The following is a 23,928-nucleotide window of genomic DNA, read 5'->3' as shown; positions in this document are numbered from 1 at the left end:
TGATTTAAGATGCGTATGCAAGCGTTCCTCTCCAGATTAAAAGTTGAGGTCCCGCGTGATGCAGATACTCGACATTGCCTTTTGCCTCTTTTCCGACCCATACACTCATTGTGTACGTATCCGTCAATCCGACAAACCAAAGGTCTCTGTACCCGTTGGATGTTCCAGTTTTGCCTCCTACATATCCGCCGCTGAAATTCGCTTTTTTCCCGGTTCCTTCTTTGACAACCGCTGATAAGAGCTGACGCATTTGGTTGTTTGTCCGCATGCTGAATACTTGCTGCGGTTTGTCTTTCCATTTGTAAAGCGTTTTGCCTTTTAAGTCCGTCACCTTTGTGATGGCATGGCTGGATGTATAGCTGCCGTTATTGCCGAAAGTCGTATAGGCATCGGCCATCTCCAGCGGTGAGAAGCCCCATGTAAATCCGCCCAGTGCAGCAGGAAGACGGTAGTCATTTTGAACGATTTTATCAAATCCGAACGGTTTTAAATAGCTGAATCCTTTTTGCACGCCGACCCGGTTCAGCATTCGTACGGCCGGTGTATTATACGAATTTTTAAAGGCTGTCTTGATCGACACGGTTCCGTATGTTCTTTCGTTGAAGTTGTTCGGACAGTATTCTTTGCTGCAAAATTTGCTTGCGTCAATCATGCTGCCTGCCGTCGCACCCGTTTCTTCAATGTACGGCCCGTAGTCAAGGAGCGGTTTAATCGATGATCCCGGCTGCCTGTATGCCTGGAATGCCAGGTTGTAATCATACTTTTTATAGTTTTTCCCGCCGGACATGGCGACGATTTGATGGGTTTGGTGGTTGATCACCACCGCTCCGCCTTGTACGCCTTCATAAGGGAGGCGATTATTCACTTGCTGGACGACCCGGTTTTGCATCCCGGTATCGAGCGCCGTATAAATTTTGATCCCGCTCGTCGTGAGGGAGCTGATGCGGTTAGACAGCTCTTTTTCGATTTTTTTCTTTTCTTCTTTTGTTTTTGCCTTTTTCAGCCGTTCGTCAAACCCTTCCGAAGCAGACACCAATTTGGTGAATTCCTCGTTGACATAAGTCGTATAGTCGGGATAAGCGTCTTTCTTTTCTTTTACATGAAGCGTAATTTTTTGCTTTACGGCTTTGCTGTATTCTTTTTCAGTGATCACGCCCGCTTTTTTCAGCCCTTCAAGCAGCCGCTTTTGGCGGGTTTTTGTGTAGTCAAAATGTTTCAAAGGATCATATAATGTAGGGTTATTAGGGATCGCGCAAATAAACGCCGTTTCGGCAAGGTTGAGAGATTTCAAAGGCTTGCTGAAATAGAAATAAGACGCGGATCCAATTCCGTAGACCCCATGATTAAAATAGATCGTGTTTAAATATTTCTCAAAAATTTCTTCTTTTGAAAGCTTTTTTTCCAGCTGATAGGAATACAGGAGCTCTGTGAACTTGCGGTCGAAGGTTCGTTCATGGTTCAAATACAAGTTTCTCGAAAGCTGCTGTGTAATCGTGCTGGCTCCCTGATCAATGCCGCCTTTTTTGACATTGGCTGCGGCGGCCCGGGCCATTCCGATAAAATCAAAGCCTTTATGCTGAAAGAAATGCCGATCCTCTGAAGTGAGAAACAGCTGCTTCACATGATCAGGGATATTTTTATAGGGGACAAATACCCGGTTTTGGTGATCTGAAACAATTTCTGAAATCAGGGCGCCGTCCCTGTCATACATGTAGCTGTTTTGTACAAGGCCGATATCTTTTATATTGATCTTCTCATCGAGCACCTGATCGAGAGGCTTCATATCCTGAGCTTCCCGGCCGGAGGCCATTAAGGTAAAGACAAATATAGGAATTAACATCAACAGAAAAATCCATCCAAAAAATGAACGCAACTTTGTCACTCTCTTTTCGCTAAATTCTAGCCATATCGTACCATTCTTTTTTGATATCGAGAAGGATAATTTGATAGATTGGCAGTTTTTTATCCGATTTCAGCTTGCTTTTGCCTCTGATTTTTTTTGCTGGGACCTTTGGAATATCAGAAGGCATGCTCCGCCGAAAAAGAGGACGGCAGTTGCGTAAAAAGCGGAAGAAATTCCGAAAAAGCTGGAAAGAACGCCGCCGAGCACCGGGCCGATGACATTGCCCAAAAATCTGAAACTTACATTATAGCCAAGCACTTCCCCTTGAATAGGCCCCGGAGATTCAACTCGGATTAAGGCGGTGATGCAGGGAATCATCCCGCCAAGCGCGATTCCGAACAGAAAGCGGAAGAACACAAGCATTTCATACTGAGATGTAAGTCCTTGCGGAATAACGCAAACCGCGGCAGCCAGCGCGAGAATCATCAATATTTTTCCATGGCCGAACCGATCGCCTAAGACGCCCCATTTTCTCGCGGCGAGAAGGCTTCCAAGGCCGGTTGCAGAAAAAGCCAGCCCTGAGAAGAATGCGAGATTGTCAGTTCCGTGCAGCTCGCTGACATATAAGGCGAGCAGCGGCTGAACACTGAAGTTTCCCACTTGAATCACAGCGGTGAGGATCATCGCCGTAATCAGCGGGCGCTGGTGCAAAATCGTCTGCAGCACCTGCTTTCTCGTATACCCGGCGGAGGCATCGCGCTTCGCCTTCAAAGGACGTTCACGCACTCCGGTAAACACGAGGAAAACCGCGCTGTAAATGGCAAATGCCGTAATGAAAAACGTATATGTAAAACCGACGCGATCGGCGAGCAGACCGCCGAGCAAGGGGCCGAATAACCCTCCTGAGACCGTGCCCATCTGCAGCGTGCCGAGCACTTTGCCAGCCGTTTTTTTCGGCGTCTGAGCCGAAATCATGGCAAGGGAAGTGGGAATGAACCCGGTTACGAGCCCCATCGCCATTCTCAAAAAAAACAGTTCGTATACGGAAGAGACAAGGGACATGAGAAGAATGCAAGTGCCGATGCCGGTGCCCGTGATCAAGAGGATTTTTTTATAGCCGTGTTTATCTCCGAACCTTCCCCAAAAAGGAGAAACCAAAAAGGCCATCAAAAATGTGACGCCGAAAACGTATCCGCTCCATTTTGCCGTAAATCCGTCCGAATAGCTGCCGAGCGTTTCGATATAGAGGGAAAGAAACGGCAGAACCATTGTAGAGCTTGCGGCCACGAAAAAATTCGCGAACCACATGATCACAAGGTTTTTCTTATAAACAGAGATGCGAATCACCTTCTTAAAAAGTTTGAATTTCCTTCATTATAAATGAAATGTGGAAGCTGTATGGAATCGCTGCTCATTGGAAAAATGAAAATTGGGTATTTGAAGGAATTTTCAACATTTTCAGAAATTAAAACCTTAAATATAGAAATATAATGATATAATAAGAGAAATATGAACGTACTTTGGAAAACATTCAGAAGGCTTTAGGCTTGGACGATTTCCATCCGCTGCGCTACATCCATAAGTTTTTTATATTGAGATAGAAAGGCAGGTGTGAAAGTTGGAAGCGAGCACCTTACTGATTATTGATTTTGAATTTACAATGCCTGAGGGAAAGTATCACCCGCAAAATTTTTTCCCGGAAATCATAGAAGCAGGGATTGTAAAGGCGGTTCATGATGAGGTGGTTGAGACATTTTCAAGCTATATTAAGCCGAAGAAGTTCCCTAAATTAACGAGGCGCTGCAAAAAATTTCTCAGCATTACGCAGGAACAGGTTGACCAAGGCATCACGTTTAACGCGTTGATTGAAAAGCTGCGGGAGCTTGATCCTGACCAAAACAGCGCCATCATTACATGGGGAAACATGGATATGAAAGTGCTGAAGCAAAATTGCATGTTCAACCATGTTCCGTTTCCGTTTAAAGGAGAGATGAGGGATCTTTCCATGGAGTACAAGGAATTCTTTGGTGACAAAACATTGACGAATTTGTGGAAAGCAGCGGAAGAGTACGGCGATTCAGGAACGGGAAAACAGCATAAAGCGCTAGACGACGCGATGACAACGTATAAGCTGTTTCGGCTCGTAGAACGGGATAAGAAGTATTTGGAAAATCCGAAACCGACGACGATCGGCGAACGGGTTGATCTTTCAAAAGTTTTTCCGCACGCCACATAAATAACCCAATCTGGCGAACAGATTGGGTTATTTGTGCGGGAAATATTCATTTTCAAGCGCATGAATAAGTTCAAGCGATTTTGCCGCGTATTCGGACGAATCGTTTTGCAGATCCGTTTTTAAACGGTTTAAAGCTGAGAGGAGCGAATCCGCATAATCCGGTACAGCTTCATCGAACGGCTTCACCATACGATGCGGGATATTTGTCTGTTCACCGAAAGCGAGCGCTTTTCGTTCATGAAAAAAAGGGACGTCTGCCTTGTTGGGATGGTGAAGATCGCCTTGCTTCGGGTGGGTCAGCACGGCGAGGATTTTGACAAGGTAGTGCATCGGTTTAACATCCGTAATTTCGCCGATGTAGACGCCTGTCTTATAAAAGCCCTTTACACGATCGCCGACTTGAAATTGGTTGTTCACTGCATCTGCCTCCTAATGGTATCATAATAAATAAATGGTAAAAAAATCATTTCAGGGAGGAAGAAAAATGGCGCCGTTTCTGATTCAGTTTATGCTCTATTTTCCTGAAGACAAAAGAGAATATATCCCTTCTTTTATTACGCTGGCCGTTTTCTTTATCATCGCAATTGTTGTATTCCGGCTGATCATCAAACATTCCAAAAAAGAAGCTGAAAAAGCGGAAAAGCTGGAAAGAGAATTGAATGAAACCATCCACAAGCGCTCTTAGAAGCGCCCGTTTTTCAGCCGGAACGCTTATGAAAAAGCGGTCTTCAGACGTCTGAGCCCGTCTTTTACAACAGAGAGCGAACATCCAACATTCATTCTGACGAATCCTTCTCCGCCCGGTCCGTACTTTGGTCCCGGCTCCAGAATCAGCTTTCCTTTATGAAGGAGAAGCCGTTTGATGTCCTGATCCGTCAATCCGAGCTTGCGGCAGTCAAGCCATGCCAAGTAAGAGGCGTCTGGCTCCATCATGCGGACCTCGGGCAGCTCCTCTGCTAAAAAGCGGCGGACTTCTTCCATATTTCGTTCGATGTAAGGGATAAGCTGATCGAGCCACGGTTCGCCTTTTGAATAGGCCGCTTCGATTGCTGCAACTGCAAATGTATTTAAAGAATGCAGTCCCTGACGCTGCATAACTTTTGCAAAGGCGGTTCTCTTCGCCTTGTCGGATATGATGATGGCTGAGGCCTGCAACCCGGCCAAGTTAAACGTTTTGCTCGGTGCAATGCATGTGATCGAAATATCCGCGAATTCCGGAGATAAAGAGGCGAACGGCGTATGGTTCAGTCCGTTCAGCATCAGGTCTGAATGGATTTCGTCGGAAACAACTGTGACACCGTGTTTAAGGCAGAGTTCGCCCAGCGTTGTCAGCTCTTCTTTCGACCATGAACGTCCGGAAGGATTGTGCGGATTGCAAAGAATGAACATCTTCACATCCGGTTCCCCAAGCTTTTTTTCAAGGTCGGAAAAATCCATTTCATAGCGGCCGTCTTTTTCGATTAATGGATTGTGTAACACAACCCGTCCGTTTTTTTCAACAATATCAAAGAACGGCGTATATACAGGCGGCTGTACGACCACCCGCTCGCCGGGCTCTGTGTACGCCTGCACCGCTTGGGCTAGCGCTGTTACAATGCCCGGGCTGAAAGTGATAAACCCCGGTTCAGTATTCCATCCGTGCCGGCGGCTGAGCCAATCGGTGACAGCTTCGTTCGTGCCCGCGCTTGCAGATGTATAGCCAAAAACCCCGTGCTCCAAGCGCTGCTGAAGAGCGTCGATAACGGGCTGGGGGGCGCGGAAATCCATATCAGCCACCCACATTGGAAGCGCGTCATCTACACCGAATAATTCCTGTGTTAAGTCCCACTTCACAGACTGGGTCCCGCGTCTGTTATGTTCTGTATTAAAATCCATGATCTCACCTCATGTCTTTTTCATATGTTATACATTAACTGTGATAAGGATAGATTGCAATGTTTTAACCATGAAAGCTTTTATAAAGTAAAGGGAGTGGCATCCGATGGAATGGAGCAGCATGCTAGAGTGGGCTTTTCAGCGTCATCTCAACCCTATGAGCTGGTATATTCGCCCGGTCTTTCTCGTGGCGCTTGCGTATTTTTGCTATAGGCGGACTTGGAAAGGCGTCATCGTTACTTTTTTGCTGATGACGAGCAGCATGTTTTGGTTTCCCGTCCCCGAGCGGATCAATCCGGAGATGCAGGCTGTTTTGGATTACGAGCAGATGCTTTTGTCCAACCCGCTTTCTGCCGTGCTCACGCTCGCTTTTATGATGGGGTTTCTCGTGTTGATTGGCGCGGCATTTTGGAAGCGCTCCTTAGGGTGGGGACTTGCGGTATTGAATGTGACGCTGATCGGCAAGGTTGTGCTGTCAGTGATGCTGACGGGGGAAAACGGCTGGGCGCCCCTCGGAAATACCATGTTCGGATTGATTCTCGTCAACGGCATCGGGCTGCTGCTGATCGCCTGGCGGAGGAAGCGGAGACAAGCCGGCCGATAGCCTGGTGCTTTCCTTATCGACAAGCCGGCGCGTTATGATACAATAGCTTTTGAAACATTACAATGAAGCGGTGATCATGATGAAAGAAAGTCAGGCAGCAGCACAAATCATCCACATCATAAAGGAATGGGATCCGTTTCAAGCCGGACCCGATTTTTATGAAACGGAAGCGGCCGAGATTGTTCAGGCCGTCTACACGGAAAACGACGCAGAGCGGCTGGGCGAAGCTATCCAGTCCGTTTTTGAAGTATCATTTGATCAGACGCTGCCGCTGGCAAAATGCAAACAGCTGGCTGAACGGCTCCTTGCGATCAAAGACAGCAGTTCGTGCTGATCAAAATTTAAAAACCGCCAAACGGCGGTTTTTTTATATTCATGTCAAAATGAAATCGGCAATTTTGTCTGATACATAATCCGGATTTTCTTCGGGGACGAGGTGGCCGGTTTCCCGCAAGGAATAGAAAATGGAATTGGGCAAATCCTGATGAAGCCTTTTGCCGATCTGTACAGGGACAACGCGGTCCTCTTCGCCCCAGATTAAGAGGGAAGGCGTCTCGATTTTCTTCAAATCGTCCGGTAATAAATCGCCTTCCCGGTGTCTGATGAGACGCGCGAGCGCCCTGAAAATTTGATCGTCAAGAAACGGTTTCAGGTAGCCATTGATCATCTCCTGATCGATCAGAGATCTGTCGTAGACAACATTCATGAGATTTTTCAGGACGCCTTGTTTTGACAGCCAGCGCTTGATGTACAAATAAAAATAAGGAATATGGCTCCCGAAAATGAGCGGGCGGGGGGAACGCTTTAAATAGCCTGAGCTGCACAGCAGGACGACTTTTTTGAACAGTTCAGGCCTTTCCTTTATCGCATAAAGTGAAATCTGGCCGCCCATCGAATGTCCGACAAGCACGGCGTCTCTAATCCTCAGCCTTTCGATCAGTTCGATGACCACCCTGGCCATGTTTTGATAGGTATACACAAAGGTGCTGGATTTTTCTGATTGGCCGAAGGGAGGCAGGTCAACGGCGACTAAATTAAACTCATCCTTCAGAAGAGGAATGATTTTTCTGTAGCAAAACGAGGAAGAAAGAAAGCCGTGTATTAAAACGAGCGATTGCCTGCCCGGATTCTCGTAATGCTCATAATATATATTGACCCCTTGAATGGTTTCAATAGAAGGTTTTGTTAACAGCATGATCCAAATCACTCCGAATGTTTTTCTTTCATGTTCAAACAATCTGGCTGCATGTTGTCGCCTAAGTCCTGAGTACGTTATTTATCGTACCCGAAAAAATTTTTTTCACGCTTTGATTTCGATTTTTTTACCGCCTTACATTCGTTCAAAAACGTGCTATAATATTCAGAAGATTTCTTGACATATAAAAGGTGTGATAACGAGATGAAGCTAACAGAAAAAGAAACAGAAATATTGGAAATATTAGAGGAAAACAGCCGCCTCGAACCTGAAACCATTGCTAAAATGGCGAACATTTCACAGGAAGAAACAAAAGCGATTATCGAAAAGCTTGAAAAAGAAAAGGTCATCATCGATTATTCGGCAATGATCGACTGGCGAAAAGTCGACGGCCATGAAGGCGTTACAGCGATGATCGATGTGAAGGTAACACCGAAGCGCGGCGTCGGATTTGACGAAGTGGCCGAGCGGATTTATCGTTTTCAGGAAGTTGAATCCGTTTACTTAATGTCAGGCGTATATGATCTGTCTGTTGTCATCCGCGGCAGAACGATGTCGGATATTTCGCATTTCGTGTCCGAAAAATTATCGACGCTCGAATCGGTCGTGTCGACAACCACCCACTTTATTTTAAAGAAATACAAGCATGACGGTAAAGTTTTTGACTCCGGTGATGATGACAAAAGAATCGTGGTGTCTCCTTAAATGAGGACAACTTATATTTCGAAAGCAGCCCAGCAAATCAAACCGTCGGGCATCCGCAAATTTTTTGATCTTGCGTCCACAATGGAAGGCGTGATTTCATTGGGCGTCGGAGAGCCCGATTTTGTAACGGCGTGGAATGTCAGGGAAGCGAGCATCCTTTCCCTTGAACAGGGCTACACGTCATATACGGCAAACGCGGGTCTTCTTTCTTTGCGGAAAGAGATCAGCGCTTATCTGAATAAACGCTTTCATCTGGATTATGCTCCTGATGACGAGCTGATTGTCACAGTCGGAGCAAGCCAGGCGCTTGATATTGCGGTCAGGGCGATCCTTGATCCCGGAGAAGAAGTGCTGATTCCCGAGCCTTGTTTTGTCGCTTATGAAGCGCTTGTTTCTTTGGCGGGGGGAAAAGCGGTTCACATTCACACGAACGCAGAACGCGGATTTAAAGCGAGCGCAGCCGATTTTGAAGCCGTTCTGACTGAACGTACGAAGGCCATTATCCTTTGCACGCCGTCTAATCCGACAGGCTCTGTGTATACAAAAAAAGAACTGGAAGAGATCGCGGCTTTTGCTGAACAGCATGACCTGATTGTAATAGCGGATGAAATATACGCCGAGCTGACATACGATGAAGCGTATACAAGCTTTGCGGAAATCGCCGGAATGAAAAAGCGGACGATATTGATATCGGGTTTTTCGAAAGGGTTTGCCATGACAGGCTGGCGCCTTGGATATGTCGCAGCTCCTGCATATTTAAGGGACCCTATGCTGAAAATTCACCAGTACTCGATGATGTGCGCGCCAAGCATGGCTCAATTTGCGGCGGAGGAAGCCCTTAAAAACGGTCTCGAAGACGTCGAAAAGATGAAAAAAAGCTATCGCCGCCGAAGGAATGTGTTTGTGGATTCACTGAACGAAATCGGGCTTGACTGTCATCAGCCGGGGGGCGCTTTTTACGCGTTTCCGTCCGTTAAAAAAACGGGCATGAGTTCAGAACAGTTTGCTGAGGAGCTTCTCATCGCAGAAAAAGTCGCCGTCGTCCCGGGCAATGTTTTCGGGCCGAGCGGCGAAGGCTATATCAGATGTTCTTACGCTTCCTCGCTTGAACAGCTTCAGGAAGCGCTCGTCAGAATGAAACGCTTTGTCCAGAAGACCGGTGCAGTTCAATAAAAAAATGCGCACCTAAAAGGTCCGCATCAACATAAGGGGGGGGGAATACTAGAAAGCCTTAGTTGTTCTTTAGTATTCCCCTTTCAGCTCGGTTTTAAACATACAATGCTTAAAAAAGTTTTTTTGCTTAATAAAGACTTGTATGATATAATTTTTTATTGCGTATAAAAAGAGTTAAATTCATATGATTTAGGAGTTGTTAGTTATGACAGCAAAATTTGAAGTAGGCAGTGTTTACACTGGAAAAGTGACTGGATTACAGGCGTACGGAGCGTTTGTTGCATTAGATGAAGAAACACAGGGACTCGTGCATATTTCTGAAGTAACACACGGTTTCGTTAAAGATATTAATGAGCACTTGGCGATCGGTGATGAGGTGCAAGTGAAGGTTCTTTCTGTAGATGAGGAAAAAGGCAAAATCAGCCTTTCTATCCGCGCTACACAGGCAGCTCCTGAACGAAAAGAAAGCAAGCCTAGAAGACAAAAGGCTGTTCAAGCCGAAGATACAGCTGCTCCACAAGGATTCAACACGTTAAAAGACAAACTTGAAGAGTGGATCGAGCAGTCCAACAGAAAAGATCTTATTAAGAAATAATTGAAAAACTCCGGCAAAAGCCGGAGTTTCAGCGTGTCGCCAAACCCTAGCATTCGTTGTCAGGCCTGCGCGTCGGTGCTCACGAATTCCAACATTCGCTCCGCTCCGATGCTCGCCCTTCCTAGACTGCAAGGGTTTTCAATCACGCTGAAAGGATGACAAAATCCCAAAACGCCTTTTTGTTTTGGGATTTTGTCAACAATCTGAGAACTCCGGCAAAAGCCGGAGTTTTTTTATCGCATTTCCGGCTGCTTGGCGTCTTCGCCAGCAGTCTCTTCAGCCGGTCTAAATAAAAGTCCGAGGTTGATCAGACCTGCGATTCCGACAAGCGCGTAAACGGTCCGGGCTAAAGCGGATCCTTGACCGCCAAAAATGGCTGCAACCAAGTCAAATTGAAAAAATCCTATCAGTCCCCAATTGATTGCTCCAATGATTGTTAATACCAATGCAATACGTTGAAGTGCATTCATTTGTTTTTCCTCCTTTTTGAAGTCCTATATTTCACATTTATAGATTGCGACGGATTTGGAAACATTATACGCTTGAGGAGCAGATCGCTTTACAGGGCATTCGGCGATTTCCCATAATAGTAAATAAAGGAGGAGATATAGATGGATAATTTTACATATTGGAATCCCACGAAGCTGATGTTCGGCCGGGGAGAAGTTGAAAAGCTGGCAGAAGAGGTGAAACACTACGGCCGCAATGTCCTGCTCGTATACGGCGGAGGCAGCATTAAACGAAACGGTTTATACGATCAAGTGATTTCAATCCTTGAAAAGGCAGGCGCGACCGTCCATGAATTGCCCGGTGTCGAACCGAATCCGCGTGTTGCCACTGTGAATAAAGGAGTCGCGATCTGCAAAGAGAACGATATTGACTTTCTATTGGCAGTCGGCGGCGGAAGCGTCATCGATTGTACGAAAGCGATCGCCGCCGGAGCGAAATACGACGGCGATGCATGGGATATTGTGACAAAAAAACATATTCCTGCTGATGCGCTGCCGTTTGGAACGGTTTTAACATTGGCAGCAACAGGATCGGAAATGAACTCGGGATCTGTGATCACAAATTGGGAAACCAATGAAAAATACGGCTGGGGAAGCCCGCTCGTATTCCCTAAATTTTCAATTCTTGATCCGGTCAACACATTTACCGTTCCGAAAGACCACACGATTTACGGCATTGTCGACATGATGTCCCACGTGTTTGAGCAATATTTTCACCATACCGAAAATACTCCTTATCAGGACCGGATGTGCGAATCCCTGCTCAAAACGGTGATTGAAACAGCTCCTAAGCTCATTGAAGACCTTGAAAACTATGAGCTGCGCGAAACGATTCTCTATACAGGCACCATTGCGCTGAACGGTATGCTATCAATGGGCGCACGCGGAGACTGGGCGACGCACAATATCGAGCACGCTGTTTCAGCCGTCTACGATATTCCGCATGCGGGAGGGCTTGCGATCCTGTTCCCGAATTGGATGAAGCACACGCTTTCCGAAAATGTCGGCCGCTTTAAACAGCTTGCCGTACGCGTTTTTGACGTAGATGAAACAGGAAAAACCGATCGTGAAGTGGCGCTTGTTGGAATCGAGAAGCTGTCTGAATTCTGGACCAGCCTTGGCGCGCCAAATCGTCTTGCTGATTATGACATCACAGATGAGAAGCTGGATCTGATTGCCGACAAAGCGATGGCAAACGGCGAATTCGGCCGCTTTAAAACGCTGAATAAAGACGATGTTCTGTCTATTTTGAAGGCTTCTTTATAAGATTTCTTGACGGCTCAAGGAGGACCGCCATACCTTGAGCCGTTGTTCATTTGTTATCTTTTTGACAAAACTGCGCGTGGCGGCTGAAAAACATGCATTTTTGCGCGCCTGCCTCCATCCTCCTTTTTTTCGTCACTTGATTTAACGAAGGAGTTCATATAAAGTGAAAAGGGAAGAGGCTGTCGCCGAAAATCGACATGTTTTAAAACCCTTTGGCCCGCACTCTCATGAAAATGAAAGCGCTGGCGGGTATATGGAAGAAAACAGCTAGTACTGGAGGTTTAATAATATGACGCATGTCCGTTTTGACTACTCAAGAGCATTGCCATTCTTTAAAGAACATGAACTTACATATCTGCGTGACTTCGTGAAAGTCGCCCACCATACCATTCACGAAAAAACAGGTGCGGGCAGCGACTTTTTAGGATGGGTGGATCTTCCGACTGACTACGACAAAGAAGAATTCGCCCGCATTAAAAAATGCGCTGAAAAAATTCAAAATGATTCCGATGTTTTGCTGGTTGTCGGAATTGGCGGTTCATACCTCGGCGCAAGAGCGGCGATCGAAATGTTGAATCATTCATTTTACAATGTGCTGCCGAAAGAAAAGCGTAAAACGCCGCAAGTGATTTTCATCGGCAACAACATCAGCTCTTCTTACATGAGAGACGTGATGGATCTTCTTGAAGACGCTGATTTTTCAATCAACGTGATTTCTAAATCAGGCACAACGACAGAACCGGCGATTGCTTTCCGGATCTTCCGCAAGCTTCTTGAAGAAAAGTATGGAAAAGAAGAAGCGAAACGCCGCATTTATGCAACAACTGATAAAGAGCGGGGCGCATTAAAAACGCTTGCTAATGAGGAAGGCTTTGAATCATTTATCATTCCTGACGATGTCGGTGGCCGCTTTTCTGTGCTCACAGCGGTCGGCTTGCTTCCAATCGCAGTCAGCGGAGCCGATATCGATGAAATGATGAAGGGCGCCCGCGATGCGAGCAAAGACTTCTCCACATCAGAGCTTGAAGACAATCCGGCTTACCAATACGCGGTCGTCAGAAATGTCCTTTATAACAAAGGCAAAACGATTGAAATGCTGATCAACTACGAGCCGGGCCTTCAGTACTTCGCAGAATGGTGGAAGCAGCTCTTTGGCGAAAGTGAAGGAAAAGACGAAAAAGGCATTTATCCATCTTCAGCCAACTTCTCGACGGATCTTCACTCTCTTGGACAATACGTACAAGAAGGAAGAAGAGACATGTTCGAAACGGTGCTGAACGTTGAAAAGCCGAGACATGAGCTGACAATCGAAGAAGCGGACAATGATCTTGACGGCTTAAACTACCTTGCCGGCAAAACGGTCGACTTCGTCAATAAAAAAGCGTTCCAAGGCACAATGCTCGCGCACACAGACGGTAATGTGCCGAACCTGATCGTGAACGTACCTGAAATGAACGCTTACACGTTCGGCTACCTCGTATACTTCTTTGAAAAAGCCTGCGCAATGAGCGGATACCTGCTCGGCGTCAACCCGTTTGACCAGCCTGGAGTGGAAGCGTACAAAGTCAATATGTTCGCTCTCCTCGGCAAGCCTGGCTTCGAAGAGAAAAAAGCAGAGCTTGAGAAACGTTTGAATCAATAAACGAAAAAACAGCCTCCGGACTTATTGTCCAGGAGGCTGTTTTAATTCATATGACGGATGCTGAAGTCCAGTAGACGGATAAAATTCGTCATGAGTGTAGACAAATCCCAATTTTTCCAGTCGTTTTTGTGAAACTGTATTTTCAGGGTGATGTCCCGCAAACAGCTTTTTTGCCCGGATTTTGTTAAATGCGTATTCAATCATGGCCTCAGCCGCTTCAGATGCATAACCTTTCCCCCAAGCCGAACGGACGAGATGAAAACCAAGCTCGTACACATCATTTTCCGGGTCATAGGGGCGAAGTCCGCAACATCCGATGAATTCGTTGTTTCCTGTTTTAAATATCGGGAAGTATTGCACACCGTGTGTTTTGTATTGTTCGATCTCAAGCAGCAAACGATTTCTTATTTCGCTATCGGTCATAATTCCGTCTGCTGTCAGATATTTGGCCACATCTCGATTTCCCCACAATGTCTTTGCCAAATTCAAATTCTCTTTAGCCCATAAAGAAAAGCCGATGCGTGTTGTTTGCAGAAAGCAGTGCTTCATTCCATTCCGGTCCCCCTTGTAAGGCAGCTGTTCACCTTATTTTAACACGGCAATAGTCGGCGGGGCTCGTTAACCTAATGATTCATCCCGTAAATCGCAAACGCGAGATAAGTCGCGAAAAAACTCCACAACACATAAGGGACAAGGAGAAGTGCTGCTCTTTTATGAATGCGAAGTGTAATCAAGGAGAGCGCAAGAGCGGTCAAGGCTACGAAAAAGGAGTCGGCCGCGGCAGCAAGTACGTTTTTTTCCGTGAATTGAAAATAGCTGAATGCCTGGTTAAACAAATAGTTAATGATCAGCATGATCCAAAATGGCGCCGCTGCTTTTCTCAGATCATATGTGGCATACACAAGCGCCGCCGCTAATGAAATGAAGGCGAACAGCACGCTCCAGATGGTTCCGATCAAACGGCCTGACGGTGTCCAATCCGGTTTGTTCAATGAATCATACCATTCCCGGTCTACCGGGAATAAAACGCCCGCCAGTGAAAACAGTGCATATGTAGCAATAAACACGATGACAGCCGTTGCTATTTTTTCCTTCTTCAATAAAAGTCCCTCCCCATTGTAAGCTCATACCTTTGTCTTTCCCTATTCGTTTAAATATACTCATACCGCACAAGCTTCTGATCCATACTAAAAAATAAAACGGGTGAAGTGACATCATGTTATTTGTATTGGAAACGTTGTTTCTCATCTTAACGGGTATTATTCTGCTGAGAATTTCGGGGAGGAAATCAATTTCACAGATGACGATAGCCACCACCGTCGTCATGATTTCCATCGGAACGATCATTGTTCAGCCGATCATTGAAGACAGCATTTTTAAAACGGTGGCAGCTGCATCGATCTTTATCATCGTCCTTCTGTTGATCGAGTATTTGAAAATGAAATTTGATTTTTTTGAAAGCCTGATTGCGGGGAAAGCCGTTGTATTAATCGAAAACGGCGAGCTTCAGAAGCAGAACCTAAAAAGGCACCGCCTGACTGTCGACCAGCTGGAAATGAGGCTCAGGACACAGGGGATTTCAAAATTATCGGACGTGAAAAACGTAACGCTCGAATCAAACGGCCAGATCGGCTACGAGTTATCGGATGATGCAAAGCCTTTTACTATGGGAGAGTATAAAAAATTCCTCCGCATGCAAAACAACCTGCAGCAGCCGGAGGACAATCTGTTTAAGGAAATCAATGAAGGGCACCTGCACGAACCTGATAAACAATTGCGCTAGGGCCCTGAAGTATAAAAACGAAAAAAGGAGTTTTTTTATGATAAGCTTACCTTCTGAACTGGAAAACCGGTCGTTTTCTCTTTATCATCTCGAACAGACGCTCAAGCCTCTCGGTTATGTAATCAGCGGCGGCTGGGAATATGACCGCGGCTTTTTTGACTATAAAATTGATGATGAGGAAGGATACTTATTTTTGCGGATTCCGTTTGAAGCGGAGGACGGACAGCTTGATTCGCAAAATGCGACGGTCAAGCTCGGTACACCGTTTTTGCTTCGCCACGTCTATCAGGAAGCGCTGGACGACTACGTCGTTCAGGGGAATTTTCGCGCATCTTTTGACCAGTTTGCTGAACCGAAAGAAAAAGACGCCGATATTCCCGGCGTCTATGAAAAGCTTGGCCAATCGTATGTAAAAGAACTCGAAAAGGTGCTTCTTTCCTAAAGTGACAGCAGCTGGTCTGTCGGCTGAAGCTTGTACGAAAATGAAGGAGACAGCACAGGCCCGTCTTTTTGGTGAATACCGATGACGAAAATGTCTTCCTTCATGAAATGGTGAATCACTTCTTGAAAAGACGCACCTTCCATCGTCTTCGGAAGCGGAACCCGATGGACTTTGAAATGGATATCGGCTTCCTTAAATAGCGGATCAGGAAGCTGATTTTTAATGAGAAAATGCTGCAGCATCGCTGTTTTTAAAAGGTCCGCCGTACTGATGATTTGGTTCGCTCCGGCGCGCTCGGCATTTTTTTTCTGCTTTTCCGTCAAGATTTCTACAACGCAATACACCGACGGGTTCAAGCCTTTAACAGCCAGCAATGTTAAGACCGACTGCATATCTGCAGATATTTCGCTTTTATGCTGATCGGCGGTAATAAAGACGATTTCAGCTTCTTCAATATTGGCTTTTTGCAGTGTGGCATCATCCGCAGCGGGTCCTCTGATGAAATGAATGTTTTCCATCAGAGGGCCTTCCTTTAGTGTTTCATCAATGAGCACGATCGTTTTGTTTGAATCGGCGGCCTGGAGCGTCCTCATCAGCTTGTTGGATTTCTCGTTCCAGCCGATCAGGATCATATGTCCCTTGCCTCTGTAGTTGACCTTGCCTTCGGCGTAGCGCTGCTGCTTGCTAAAAGCGGCCGTCGCCATCGTTGCAAAATAGGCCGTGACAAACGCTGCCCCTATTAAAATAAGGAGCATGCCGACGGTTTTGCCGAGTGCGGTTTTAGGGACAAAATCGCCATATCCGACTGAGGACACGGTGATCAGCGCCCACCATACGCCTTCAAAAACGTTTGAAAACTGCTGCGGCTCGACGAATGTGATCAGCTGACCGAAAAGGATGATCAATAAAAGGATAATGATTGCGATGCGGACATATATCGGCCACCTCAGCCATGCGATAAATACACGGTTTGATTTCATGTTTCTTCACCGTCTTTCCGCAGGGAAAATGATAAAATCTCTTTGATGATTGCATTTAACTTTTGATTGGTGCTTACTTTCCCGTGCTGTTCAATCGCTTGTCTGATCATCTCAGCCGTTTCTTCTTCAAATTCGATCAGCTGCTCGTCTTTTTCCGATTCGTTATAGAGAAGAATGAACGCATCAAGCCCTTCATTCATTTTATCAATCGCCGTGCTTAGCTGTTCTTTTTCCTGATCCGTTACTTTCACCGTGTCACCACCCGAGTTCGCCTTTTTACTCAGTATATCCCTCTTTTACAAAAATTTTTCAGGTAAAAATAAACCTTTGTTAACCGACAATAACCGGTAGAGCTGAAGATTTTTACTGCGGCGTCATATCGGTTCCCGTCCTTCCATACACTTTTTATAAACGGATGAGGGATGGGAGCGGAATGTCCTGTTTAATGAGGCTCTTTTTCATACTGGTCGGAGTCCAGCTGATGGCGGCGGCATCCATTCAATTCATTTTTGATTTAAACGCCGTTTATCATTCCTCTGATGAGGTATTCTGGAGGGAGTTTTTCAAGGAGCTGTCCACAAGGCCGCCTTTCTACATCATGGTGTCAGGAATGGTGCTGATCTTTATCGGGGTTTGTTTACCGCGAAGAAAAAGGTAGTGCACTTTTCTGTACAAAAGGAAATCCCTCGGGATAAAATATATTTACAATTAAAATTTTAAACGACTTATCACAAGAGGGAAGATGATTGCATGAGCATGATTTTTTACTTGTTAACATTTGCTGCATTAGGTTTATCGATTTGGGCACAATTTAAAGTAAAGAGCAACTTTGAAAAATATTCAAAAGTAGAGGCGTCAAGCGGGAGAACTGGAGCCGAAGTGGCCAGACAGATTCTCGACCAAAACGGCCTTTACGATATCCCGGTTGAACCGGTAAGAGGAACCTTGACAGACCATTATGACCCGACAGCACGCGTTGTGCGCCTGTCCGAACCCGTATATTACGGCCGTTCAATTGCAGCGGTTTCCGTTGCTTCCCATGAATGCGGACATGCCCTGCAGCATCAGGAATCATACGGCGCACTTGTTTTGAGGCATAAGATGTTTCCGATCGTGAACTTTTCTTCGGGAGTGGCGCCGTTTTTGTTTATCGGCGGAATGCTGCTCGGAAGCCTGAATCTGATCGGACTCGGCATCATTTTGTTTTCGGCGGCCGTATTCTTTCAGCTTGTGACACTGCCTGTTGAATTTAACGCAAGCTCCCGGGCAAAAAGGATCATCGTTTCAGAAGGAATGATCCGCAACACGGAAGAAAGAGGCGTCAGCAAGGTGCTGGATGCCGCGGCTCTGACATATGTTGCTGCAGCGCTTGTTTCGCTGTTTGAGCTGCTGCGCTTCGTCGCAATTTTCCTGTCCGGTCGTAATGACTAACCATTCGTCTTAAGGAGGTGGCCCCTTACCATATTTGGTAAGGGCTTTTTTTGAATATCCTGAATCTCATACTCGTCATACTTTTAATTGCAGCTACGGCTTTTTTCGTTGTCGCCGAATTTGCGATCGTCAAAATCCGCGGCACAAAAATCGATCAGCTTGTTGAAAGCGGGGATAAGCGGGCGATTGCGGCCAAAAGAGTGGTGACAAATCTTGATGAATATTTGTCTGCCTGCCAGCTCGGCATTACCATCACCGCATTAGGGCTCGGCTGGCTCGGAGAATCGACATTCGAAAGGATCATCCATCCGCTTTTTGAACTATTTGGCCTGCCTGAATCCGTTTTAAGAGTGGCTTCGATTGTTACCGCCTTTGTCATCATTACATTTTTGCACGTTGTGGTCGGCGAGCTTGCGCCAAAAACGATTGCGATTCAAAAAGCGGAAGCCGTCAGCTTATGGACGGCGAAGCCGCTCATTTTATTTTATAAAATCATGTTCCCGTTTATCAAACTGCTGAATGGCTCGGCTCGGCTGTTAACGAAGCTGTTCGGGTTCCATTCGGTTAAAGAGCATGAAGTGGCAATCAGTGAGGAAGAGCTGCGGCTTATGCTGTCTGAAAGCTATAAAAAAGGAGAAATCAACCAGTCTGAGTATAAATACGTCAACAAAATTTTTGAATTTGACAACAGACTGGCCCGGGAAATCATGGTGCCGAGAACGGAGATGGCTACCTTGTTGGCCGATCAATCCATAAAAGAAGCGATTGAAACCGTCATTAATGAACGCTATACGAGATATCCGGTCATTAAGGATGATAAAGATCATATTATCGGAATTGTCAACAGCAAGGATTTGTTTAAATCGTATTTTCTCGACGAGACGATTCCTTTAACGGACTTAATGAGGCCTGTCATCAGGGTGATTGAGAACATACCGATCCAGGAGCTCTTGATTCGCATGCAGAAGGAACGGATTCATATGGCCATTCTTGTTGATGAGTACGGCGGAACGGCAGGACTGGTTACGGTTGAAGACATATTGGAGGAAATCGTCGGGGAAATCCGGGATGAGTTTGATCAGGACGAAATGCCGCACATTATAAAAAAAGGCGAACACCATTATATTATGGACGGAAAGGCTTTAATCGACGAAGTGAATGACCTCCTTCATATCGCGATTGAAAACGAAGAAGTCGATACGATTGCCGGCTGGCTTCTGACGCAAAAGATGGAGCTGAAAAACGGTGACATCCTCAAAACTGAGGGATGCGAATTTAAAATTCTTGATGCTGAAGATCATCATATCCGTTTCATTGAAGTGAAAAAAACGGAATTTTAAAAAGACAGCTGCGGGCGACCGCGGCTGTTTTTTAGTTCGATGGCCGTTCTTTATTTCAATAAAATGGATATCTTTTCAAAGATAAGAGGATATATCTATGGAAATTCATGACTTTTTACGAATGTACTCCGTTTCGTTCTTTTTTATAATAGGGTGTATAAATATGAGGAGGTTTTCAATACGTGAGAAACAACCATTTGCTAAAAGCTATCCTGCTATGGGGAGCTGTATGTATCATGCTGCTGACGGGGCCGCTCTCAGCGCTTGCTGCTTCGTCATCAAACCCGTCGGATAAATTGTATTTTAAAAACAAAAAATACTACATATTCAACAATGTTTGGGGAGCCGACCAGGTCAGCGGCTGGTGGCAGACCATTTATCATAACAATGATTCAGACATGGGCTGGGTATGGAATTGGCCGAGCAATACAAGCACAGTAAAAGCTTATCCGTCGATCGTCAGCGGCTGGCATTGGACTGAAGGCTATACTGCGGGCAGCGGCTTCCCGACCCGATTGTCAGATCAAAAAAACATCAACACGAAAGTCAGCTATTCGATCAGTGCGAACGGCACGTACAATGCCGCATATGACATTTGGCTCCACAATACAAACAAGGCAAGCTGGGGTTCGGCTCCAACCGATGAGATTATGATCTGGCTCAATAACACAAATGCCGGACCTGCCGGTTCTTATGTCGAAACTGTTTCGATCGGCGGGCACAATTGGAAAGTATATAAAGGCTATATTGATGCTGGAAGCGGCAAAGGATGGAACGTGTTTTCATTTGTCAGAACGGCAAACACCCAACGTGCGAACCTGAATGTTCGGGATTTCACGAATTATCTTGCCGACTCCAAACATTGGCTTTCCAAAACAAAGTATGTCAGCAGTGTGGAATTCGGGACGGAAGTTTTCGGAGGCACAGGACAAATTAATATTTCCAATTGGGACGTAACAGTCCGCTGATGGATTTACACCGCTCTTTCACAAAAAGAGCGGTGTTTAATTTATTCCAAATGTTCTTTTTTAGGCGTTCGCAACTGAAATATTACGATACCATCCTTACGTATTGCCGTTTATCTTCATCCTGTATAACCACTCCAAGCTTTGCCAGGTCTTTGCGCAGAATTTTTGCTTCTTCATGTTTATTATCCAGTAAAGCTCGTTCTCTGGCTAAAAGTAGCGTATTGATATGCGAGGGAAAATCGGGGTGATCCGCAACCCAGCGTTGATACTCATTCTTAAAAGGATCTTCGTCTGCCCATTTATAGCCGTGATGTTTAAAAGCACTTTCTGCAAGGGCTCTCTTTGATTCAAGTTGTTCACGGTACAATTCAGTACCCTTATGATCAAGAACAACAAGATCCTTATTCTCAAGATAAACTGCAGAAATGTCTTTTTTCTCAATCACTTCTTCTTTCTCTTTAAACAACAGCTTCACATTTTGATCAGAGATGAACACCTGAAGAATTTCAGTGAAAATATATTGTGAAAAAAATAGGCCGGCAACGATTCCGATAACTGCAGCGATAATTGAAACCCAGAAATTGTTTAGTGATGTGATAAATTCCAAAGGCCCTTTAAAAGGAACGATTGGAATGGTCAATACCCAATCGGCTATAACAGGCAAAAACCATCCAAGAACAGCTCCTAAAACCGGTGGAATGATCCAATATAAGGTTTTCTCTATTTTAGATAATCCAATAATCGTTTCCTGATTCAAAATCTTTCACTGCCTTTCATCACATGACTGACTGCTGTTTCCCATATTTTTTTATAATCCATCTCGATTCCTAAAATCATAAAGTTACCCAAATTATCAATGATCAGGGCAAGGGAGTGTGCATTCACTTTGGTGTTTTTAGAAGAGATGACACCGAGTTCGACACCGTAAGAAAGCAAAGCTTCAAAACCTTCTAAGAATTGTTCCATGATAGATTTAAGCTTTTTCTCATACCTTGGTTTTTGTGCTGCACTTAAAACAAACTCGTGTACCACTTTTAAAGCAGGAGAGTTATGTTTATACTCTTCAAAATAGCGTATGCCGTCTGTTATTAATCGTTTTTTAAAGTTCTCCTTCGTGTACTCATTGATTGAAAAAAATTCAGAGAAATTGTGATCATCAAATACAATGTGAAATAGATAATCCACCAGCTCTTCTTTAGAAGGGAAATAATAGTAAATAGCCGGTTTAGAAATGCCGACTTCCGATGCAATCATTGAAAGGCTCGTGCCTTTTAGGCCGTGTTGGGCAATAAGAGTAAATGCTGCTTCAACAATCGCATCTTGGGTGTTCATTTTCTTTTTCATTGAAATCATCCTTAGCATAATCTGTATATTTATTTTACTTACCGATAGGTAAAAAAGCAACTGTAATTTATGCTTTACATATTCTGTATTAACAGATGCTCCGTTTCAAAAGGATTAAAGCTTCTTTCACCTACTCTTGCCATCACCCTTGCTGCCTTCAAAGGATTTATAAGCCGCAAAGCATATTTAGTATTGAGAAACGTATAATCGTTGGTATATCAAAGTTTATAGGATGTTTATGTTCGGAGTCTAAAAATATTTTATTCATACAACAAGGGGTGTTTGAATGACAAGGGCATGGTGGAAAGAGGCTGTCATATATCAAGTGTATCCGCGCAGTTTTATGGATTCGAACGGGGATGGCATCGGAGATATCAACGGGATCAGAGAGAAGCTTCCGTATATCAGGGAGCTCGGGGCAGATGCCATTTGGATTTGTCCGGTCTTTGATTCTCCCAATGCCGATAACGGTTATGACATCAGGGATTATCAAAGCATTATGCCGGAATTTGGCACGATGGACGACTTTGACGCTCTGCTGACTGAAGCGCATCAGCTCGGAATGAAACTGATCATCGATCTCGTCATCAATCATACGAGCGATGAACATCCATGGTTTATCGAATCAAGGGCAGAGCGGAATTCCGGGAAGCGGGACTGGTATATTTGGCAAGACGGAAAGGACGGGAGCGAACCGAACAACTGGGAAAGCATATTCGGCGGCTCAGCCTGGACTTATGACGAAAAAACAGAGCAATATTATCTGCACCTGTTTCACGAAAAGCAACCGGATCTGAATTGGGAAAACAGTGACATGCGAAGCGCTCTTTATGACATGATCAACTGGTGGCTTCAAAAAGGAATCGACGGGTTCAGGGTTGACGCGATTTCACACATTAAGAAAAAAGAAGGACTTCCGGATCTGCCGAATCCGGAAGGGCTCTCTTTTGTGCCTTCATTTGCTTATCATATGAATGTCGACGGGATTATAGCGTTATTGCAGGAACTAAAAGAAAATACGTTCGCCGGGTATCCCCATATCATGACAGTCGGCGAAGCAAACGGTGTCAGCGCTGAAGAAGCGGAGGACTGGGTTGGAGAATCAAACGGGATATTCAGCATGATTTTCCAATTTGAACACCTCGGTCTTTGGGGGATTGAAGGCGGAGAACTCGATCTCCCCGAACTCAAGCGGATATTGTCAAACTGGCAATCGGCTCTTGAGGGGAAAGGGTGGAACGCGCTTTTTATCGAAAATCATGATCAACCCCGGGCCGTTTCAGTCTGGGGAGATGACGGGAAATACAGAGTAGACAGCGCCAAGGCCTTAGCTGCGATGTATTTTTTGATGAAAGGCACCCCGTTTATTTATCAAGGGCAGGAAATCGGAATGACAAACGCGATTTTCTTCGATATAGATGATTATGATGACGTATCGATTAAAAATGATTACCGGATTCAAAAAGAAAAGGGCCGCTCACACGAAGACATCATGAAGGCGGTTTGGAAAAAGAGCAGGGATCACGCCCGCACGCCGATGCAATGGACGGATCGGCCAAATGCCGGCTTTACTAAAGGAGAACCGTGGCTCTGCATGAACGAAAATTACAAGCTGATCAATACGGTTCATCAGCAGCATGACCCCCGGTCAGTCTATCATTTTTATAAACGGTTGATCGCGATCAGAAAGCGGTATGACGTCTTCATCGACGGATCATATGAACTGCTCTTGCCTGAGGACCGGCAGATTTTCGCATACTTGCGAAAGCTTCGGGAAGAAACGGCCATCGTGATCGTCAACCTTAGCGCGCGCCAGGCGTTTTACCATCATCCCGCATACCCGTTATGTACGGACGGACTGCTGCTGTCAAATGCTGATATCAACGCGCACAAGCACCTTACATCTTTTGTGATGAAGCCTTATGAGGCGCGCGTTTACATGATCAGACAGGAAATCGGCGATTTATAACGAATAGAGAAAGGGTGCCAGGAAAGGA

General features: G+C 45.4%; 28 protein-coding genes. 16 read left to right on the top strand and 12 right to left on the bottom strand.

The annotated features are described in order from the left end of the window. Nucleotides 1–4 precede the first annotated feature (4 nt). The gene (locus tag M1D67_RS17330) at nt 5–1,840 is read right to left on the bottom strand and encodes a transglycosylase domain-containing protein (protein ID WP_052252271.1); all 1,836 of its coding nucleotides are present in this window, start codon (nt 1,838–1,840) and stop codon (nt 5–7) included. A gap of 132 nt (nt 1,841–1,972) precedes the next feature. Further along, nucleotides 1,973–3,151: an MFS transporter gene (locus tag M1D67_RS17325; protein WP_026580045.1), complete on the bottom strand. Its 1,179-nt coding sequence runs from the start codon at nt 3,149–3,151 to the stop codon at nt 1,973–1,975. A 352-nt stretch (nt 3,152–3,503) separates the two neighbouring features. On the opposite strand from M1D67_RS17325, the gene kapD reads away from it, so the two are divergent. Beyond that, the gene (gene kapD, locus M1D67_RS17320; RefSeq protein ID WP_373926117.1) at nt 3,504–4,079 is read left to right on the top strand and encodes a 3'-5' exonuclease KapD; all 576 of its coding nucleotides are present in this window, start codon (nt 3,504–3,506) and stop codon (nt 4,077–4,079) included. Between the two features lie 27 nt (nt 4,080–4,106). Here kapD and kapB read toward each other — a convergent pair whose 3' ends face one another. After that, entirely contained in the window at nt 4,107–4,496 is a 390-nt protein-coding gene (gene kapB / locus M1D67_RS17315) for a kinase-associated lipoprotein KapB (protein ID WP_479831409.1), read from the bottom strand. A 67-nt stretch (nt 4,497–4,563) separates the two neighbouring features. Between kapB and M1D67_RS17310 the strand changes: the two genes are divergently transcribed. Further along, nucleotides 4,564–4,764, top strand: coding sequence for a hypothetical protein (locus tag M1D67_RS17310; protein WP_020452772.1), 201 nt, complete (start codon nt 4,564–4,566; stop codon nt 4,762–4,764). Nucleotides 4,765–4,790: 26 nt separating this feature from the next. Here M1D67_RS17310 and M1D67_RS17305 read toward each other — a convergent pair whose 3' ends face one another. Beyond that, nucleotides 4,791–5,954, bottom strand: coding sequence for a MalY/PatB family protein (locus M1D67_RS17305; RefSeq protein WP_023856139.1), 1,164 nt, complete (start codon nt 5,952–5,954; stop codon nt 4,791–4,793). Nucleotides 5,955–6,060: 106 nt separating this feature from the next. Between M1D67_RS17305 and M1D67_RS17300 the strand changes: the two genes are divergently transcribed. Together M1D67_RS17300 and M1D67_RS17295 are read left to right on the top strand one after the other, a co-directional pair. Beyond that, nucleotides 6,061–6,558: a hypothetical protein gene (locus tag M1D67_RS17300; protein ID WP_035337575.1), complete on the top strand. Its 498-nt coding sequence runs from the start codon at nt 6,061–6,063 to the stop codon at nt 6,556–6,558. Nucleotides 6,559–6,637: 79 nt separating this feature from the next. Further along, nucleotides 6,638–6,892, top strand: a complete 255-nt coding sequence (locus M1D67_RS17295) for a DUF1871 family protein (RefSeq protein ID WP_023856137.1) — start codon at nt 6,638–6,640, stop codon at nt 6,890–6,892. A 39-nt stretch (nt 6,893–6,931) separates the two neighbouring features. Here the strand turns inward: M1D67_RS17295 and M1D67_RS17290 are convergent, their stop codons facing one another. After that, a complete protein-coding gene (locus M1D67_RS17290; protein WP_023856136.1) occupies nt 6,932–7,753 on the bottom strand; it encodes an alpha/beta fold hydrolase in 822 nt (273 codons plus the stop codon). Between the two features lie 204 nt (nt 7,754–7,957). On the opposite strand from M1D67_RS17290, the gene M1D67_RS17285 reads away from it, so the two are divergent. From M1D67_RS17285 to yugI, 3 genes are all read left to right on the top strand, one after another. Then, a complete protein-coding gene (locus M1D67_RS17285) occupies nt 7,958–8,458 on the top strand; it encodes an Lrp/AsnC family transcriptional regulator (RefSeq protein ID WP_003184796.1) in 501 nt (166 codons plus the stop codon). Further along, nucleotides 8,459–9,631 carry an aminotransferase gene (locus M1D67_RS17280; protein ID WP_020452766.1) on the top strand — a complete coding sequence of 391 codons (1,173 nt, stop codon included), beginning with the start codon at nt 8,459–8,461 and terminating at the stop codon, nt 9,629–9,631. A 205-nt stretch (nt 9,632–9,836) separates the two neighbouring features. Further along, nucleotides 9,837–10,226, top strand: coding sequence for a S1 domain-containing post-transcriptional regulator GSP13 (gene yugI, locus M1D67_RS17275; protein ID WP_020452765.1), 390 nt, complete (start codon nt 9,837–9,839; stop codon nt 10,224–10,226). Between the two features lie 233 nt (nt 10,227–10,459). Here the strand turns inward: yugI and M1D67_RS17270 are convergent, their stop codons facing one another. Then, on the bottom strand, nt 10,460–10,696 hold the full coding sequence (locus M1D67_RS17270) for a DUF378 domain-containing protein (RefSeq protein ID WP_020452764.1): 237 nt from the start codon (nt 10,694–10,696) through the stop codon (nt 10,460–10,462). Between the two features lie 141 nt (nt 10,697–10,837). On the opposite strand from M1D67_RS17270, the gene M1D67_RS17265 reads away from it, so the two are divergent. Together M1D67_RS17265 and M1D67_RS17260 are read left to right on the top strand one after the other, a co-directional pair. After that, nucleotides 10,838–12,001 (top strand): iron-containing alcohol dehydrogenase, encoded by a 1,164-nt coding sequence (locus M1D67_RS17265; RefSeq protein ID WP_101561525.1) that lies wholly within the window; start codon nt 10,838–10,840, stop codon nt 11,999–12,001. Between the two features lie 289 nt (nt 12,002–12,290). Next, a complete protein-coding gene (locus tag M1D67_RS17260) occupies nt 12,291–13,643 on the top strand; it encodes a glucose-6-phosphate isomerase (protein ID WP_128823074.1) in 1,353 nt (450 codons plus the stop codon). A 21-nt stretch (nt 13,644–13,664) separates the two neighbouring features. Here M1D67_RS17260 and M1D67_RS17255 read toward each other — a convergent pair whose 3' ends face one another. Then, entirely contained in the window at nt 13,665–14,192 is a 528-nt protein-coding gene (locus tag M1D67_RS17255; protein ID WP_128823077.1) for a GNAT family N-acetyltransferase, read from the bottom strand. A gap of 74 nt (nt 14,193–14,266) precedes the next feature. Continuing rightward, a complete protein-coding gene (locus M1D67_RS17250) occupies nt 14,267–14,743 on the bottom strand; it encodes a TspO/MBR family protein (protein ID WP_479831408.1) in 477 nt (158 codons plus the stop codon). Nucleotides 14,744–14,859: 116 nt separating this feature from the next. On the opposite strand from M1D67_RS17250, the gene M1D67_RS17245 reads away from it, so the two are divergent. Next, the gene (locus M1D67_RS17245; RefSeq protein ID WP_224066697.1) at nt 14,860–15,426 is read left to right on the top strand and encodes a DUF421 domain-containing protein; all 567 of its coding nucleotides are present in this window, start codon (nt 14,860–14,862) and stop codon (nt 15,424–15,426) included. Nucleotides 15,427–15,463: 37 nt separating this feature from the next. Then, nucleotides 15,464–15,868 (top strand): YugN-like family protein, encoded by a 405-nt coding sequence (locus tag M1D67_RS17240; protein WP_025809709.1) that lies wholly within the window; start codon nt 15,464–15,466, stop codon nt 15,866–15,868. On the opposite strand, the gene M1D67_RS17235 is transcribed toward M1D67_RS17240, so the two are convergent. Together M1D67_RS17235 and M1D67_RS17230 are read right to left on the bottom strand one after the other, a co-directional pair. Next, the gene (locus M1D67_RS17235) at nt 15,865–16,848 is read right to left on the bottom strand and encodes a potassium channel family protein (RefSeq protein WP_020452757.1); all 984 of its coding nucleotides are present in this window, start codon (nt 16,846–16,848) and stop codon (nt 15,865–15,867) included. The two genes, M1D67_RS17240 and M1D67_RS17235, sit on opposite strands and share 4 nt — an antisense overlap. Next, entirely contained in the window at nt 16,845–17,099 is a 255-nt protein-coding gene (locus M1D67_RS17230; protein ID WP_020452756.1) for a membrane-integrating protein MstX, read from the bottom strand. Before M1D67_RS17230 ends, M1D67_RS17235 begins: the two co-directional genes overlap by 4 nt. Nucleotides 17,100–17,281: 182 nt before the next feature. Here M1D67_RS17230 and M1D67_RS17225 point away from each other — a divergent pair, with 182 nt between their 5' ends. The 4 genes from M1D67_RS17225 to M1D67_RS17210 all read left to right on the top strand — a co-directional run bounded on the left by M1D67_RS17225 (nt 17,282) and on the right by M1D67_RS17210 (nt 20,587). Continuing rightward, nucleotides 17,282–17,506: a YuzI family membrane protein gene (locus tag M1D67_RS17225; protein ID WP_023856126.1), complete on the top strand. Its 225-nt coding sequence runs from the start codon at nt 17,282–17,284 to the stop codon at nt 17,504–17,506. 98 nt (nt 17,507–17,604) lie between these two features. Then, a complete protein-coding gene (locus M1D67_RS17220) occupies nt 17,605–18,279 on the top strand; it encodes a zinc metallopeptidase (protein WP_023856125.1) in 675 nt (224 codons plus the stop codon). 50 nt (nt 18,280–18,329) lie between these two features. After that, nucleotides 18,330–19,619 (top strand): hemolysin family protein, encoded by a 1,290-nt coding sequence (locus M1D67_RS17215; RefSeq protein ID WP_020452754.1) that lies wholly within the window; start codon nt 18,330–18,332, stop codon nt 19,617–19,619. Nucleotides 19,620–19,801: 182 nt separating this feature from the next. Continuing rightward, nucleotides 19,802–20,587, top strand: a complete 786-nt coding sequence (locus M1D67_RS17210) for a GH12 family glycosyl hydrolase domain-containing protein (RefSeq protein ID WP_020452753.1) — start codon at nt 19,802–19,804, stop codon at nt 20,585–20,587. Between the two features lie 82 nt (nt 20,588–20,669). Here M1D67_RS17210 and M1D67_RS17205 read toward each other — a convergent pair whose 3' ends face one another. Continuing rightward, the gene (locus M1D67_RS17205; protein ID WP_023856124.1) at nt 20,670–21,344 is read right to left on the bottom strand and encodes a YqeB family protein; all 675 of its coding nucleotides are present in this window, start codon (nt 21,342–21,344) and stop codon (nt 20,670–20,672) included. Then, nucleotides 21,341–21,931 carry a TetR/AcrR family transcriptional regulator gene (locus M1D67_RS17200; protein WP_016886099.1) on the bottom strand — a complete coding sequence of 197 codons (591 nt, stop codon included), beginning with the start codon at nt 21,929–21,931 and terminating at the stop codon, nt 21,341–21,343. Before M1D67_RS17200 ends, M1D67_RS17205 begins: the two co-directional genes overlap by 4 nt. A 286-nt stretch (nt 21,932–22,217) precedes the next feature. Between M1D67_RS17200 and M1D67_RS17195 the strand changes: the two genes are divergently transcribed. Next, a complete protein-coding gene (locus tag M1D67_RS17195; RefSeq protein ID WP_105979951.1) occupies nt 22,218–23,900 on the top strand; it encodes a glycoside hydrolase family 13 protein in 1,683 nt (560 codons plus the stop codon). The last annotated feature ends 28 nt before the right edge of the window (nt 23,901–23,928 follow it).

Source organism: Bacillus sp. PK6-025 (genome assembly GCF_056530265.1).
This window is presented reverse-complemented; position numbering and strand designations above follow the sequence as displayed.

Coding starts and splice junctions, on each gene's coding strand:
- M1D67_RS17330 (WP_052252271.1), bottom strand. CDS start 1,840: ATGTTAATTCCTATATTTGTCTTTACCTTAATGGCCTCCGGCCGGGAA.
- M1D67_RS17325 (WP_026580045.1), bottom strand. CDS start 3,151: ATGTGGTTCGCGAATTTTTTCGTGGCCGCAAGCTCTACAATGGTTCTG.
- kapD (WP_373926117.1), top strand. CDS start 3,504: ATGCCTGAGGGAAAGTATCACCCGCAAAATTTTTTCCCGGAAATCATA.
- M1D67_RS17310 (WP_020452772.1), top strand. CDS start 4,564: ATGGCGCCGTTTCTGATTCAGTTTATGCTCTATTTTCCTGAAGACAAA.
- M1D67_RS17305 (WP_023856139.1), bottom strand. CDS start 5,954: ATGGATTTTAATACAGAACATAACAGACGCGGGACCCAGTCTGTGAAG.
- M1D67_RS17300 (WP_035337575.1), top strand. CDS start 6,061: ATGGAATGGAGCAGCATGCTAGAGTGGGCTTTTCAGCGTCATCTCAAC.
- M1D67_RS17295 (WP_023856137.1), top strand. CDS start 6,638: ATGAAAGAAAGTCAGGCAGCAGCACAAATCATCCACATCATAAAGGAA.
- M1D67_RS17290 (WP_023856136.1), bottom strand. CDS start 7,753: ATGCTGTTAACAAAACCTTCTATTGAAACCATTCAAGGGGTCAATATA.
- M1D67_RS17285 (WP_003184796.1), top strand. CDS start 7,958: ATGAAGCTAACAGAAAAAGAAACAGAAATATTGGAAATATTAGAGGAA.
- M1D67_RS17280 (WP_020452766.1), top strand. CDS start 8,459: ATGAGGACAACTTATATTTCGAAAGCAGCCCAGCAAATCAAACCGTCG.
- yugI (WP_020452765.1), top strand. CDS start 9,837: ATGACAGCAAAATTTGAAGTAGGCAGTGTTTACACTGGAAAAGTGACT.
- M1D67_RS17270 (WP_020452764.1), bottom strand. CDS start 10,696: ATGAATGCACTTCAACGTATTGCATTGGTATTAACAATCATTGGAGCA.
- M1D67_RS17265 (WP_101561525.1), top strand. CDS start 10,838: ATGGATAATTTTACATATTGGAATCCCACGAAGCTGATGTTCGGCCGG.
- M1D67_RS17260 (WP_128823074.1), top strand. CDS start 12,291: ATGACGCATGTCCGTTTTGACTACTCAAGAGCATTGCCATTCTTTAAA.
- M1D67_RS17255 (WP_128823077.1), bottom strand. CDS start 14,192: ATGAAGCACTGCTTTCTGCAAACAACACGCATCGGCTTTTCTTTATGG.
- M1D67_RS17245 (WP_224066697.1), top strand. CDS start 14,860: ATGTTATTTGTATTGGAAACGTTGTTTCTCATCTTAACGGGTATTATT.
- M1D67_RS17240 (WP_025809709.1), top strand. CDS start 15,464: ATGATAAGCTTACCTTCTGAACTGGAAAACCGGTCGTTTTCTCTTTAT.
- M1D67_RS17235 (WP_020452757.1), bottom strand. CDS start 16,848: ATGAAATCAAACCGTGTATTTATCGCATGGCTGAGGTGGCCGATATAT.
- M1D67_RS17225 (WP_023856126.1), top strand. CDS start 17,282: ATGTCCTGTTTAATGAGGCTCTTTTTCATACTGGTCGGAGTCCAGCTG.
- M1D67_RS17220 (WP_023856125.1), top strand. CDS start 17,605: ATGATTTTTTACTTGTTAACATTTGCTGCATTAGGTTTATCGATTTGG.
- M1D67_RS17200 (WP_016886099.1), bottom strand. CDS start 21,931: ATGAAAAAGAAAATGAACACCCAAGATGCGATTGTTGAAGCAGCATTT.
- M1D67_RS17195 (WP_105979951.1), top strand. CDS start 22,218: ATGACAAGGGCATGGTGGAAAGAGGCTGTCATATATCAAGTGTATCCG.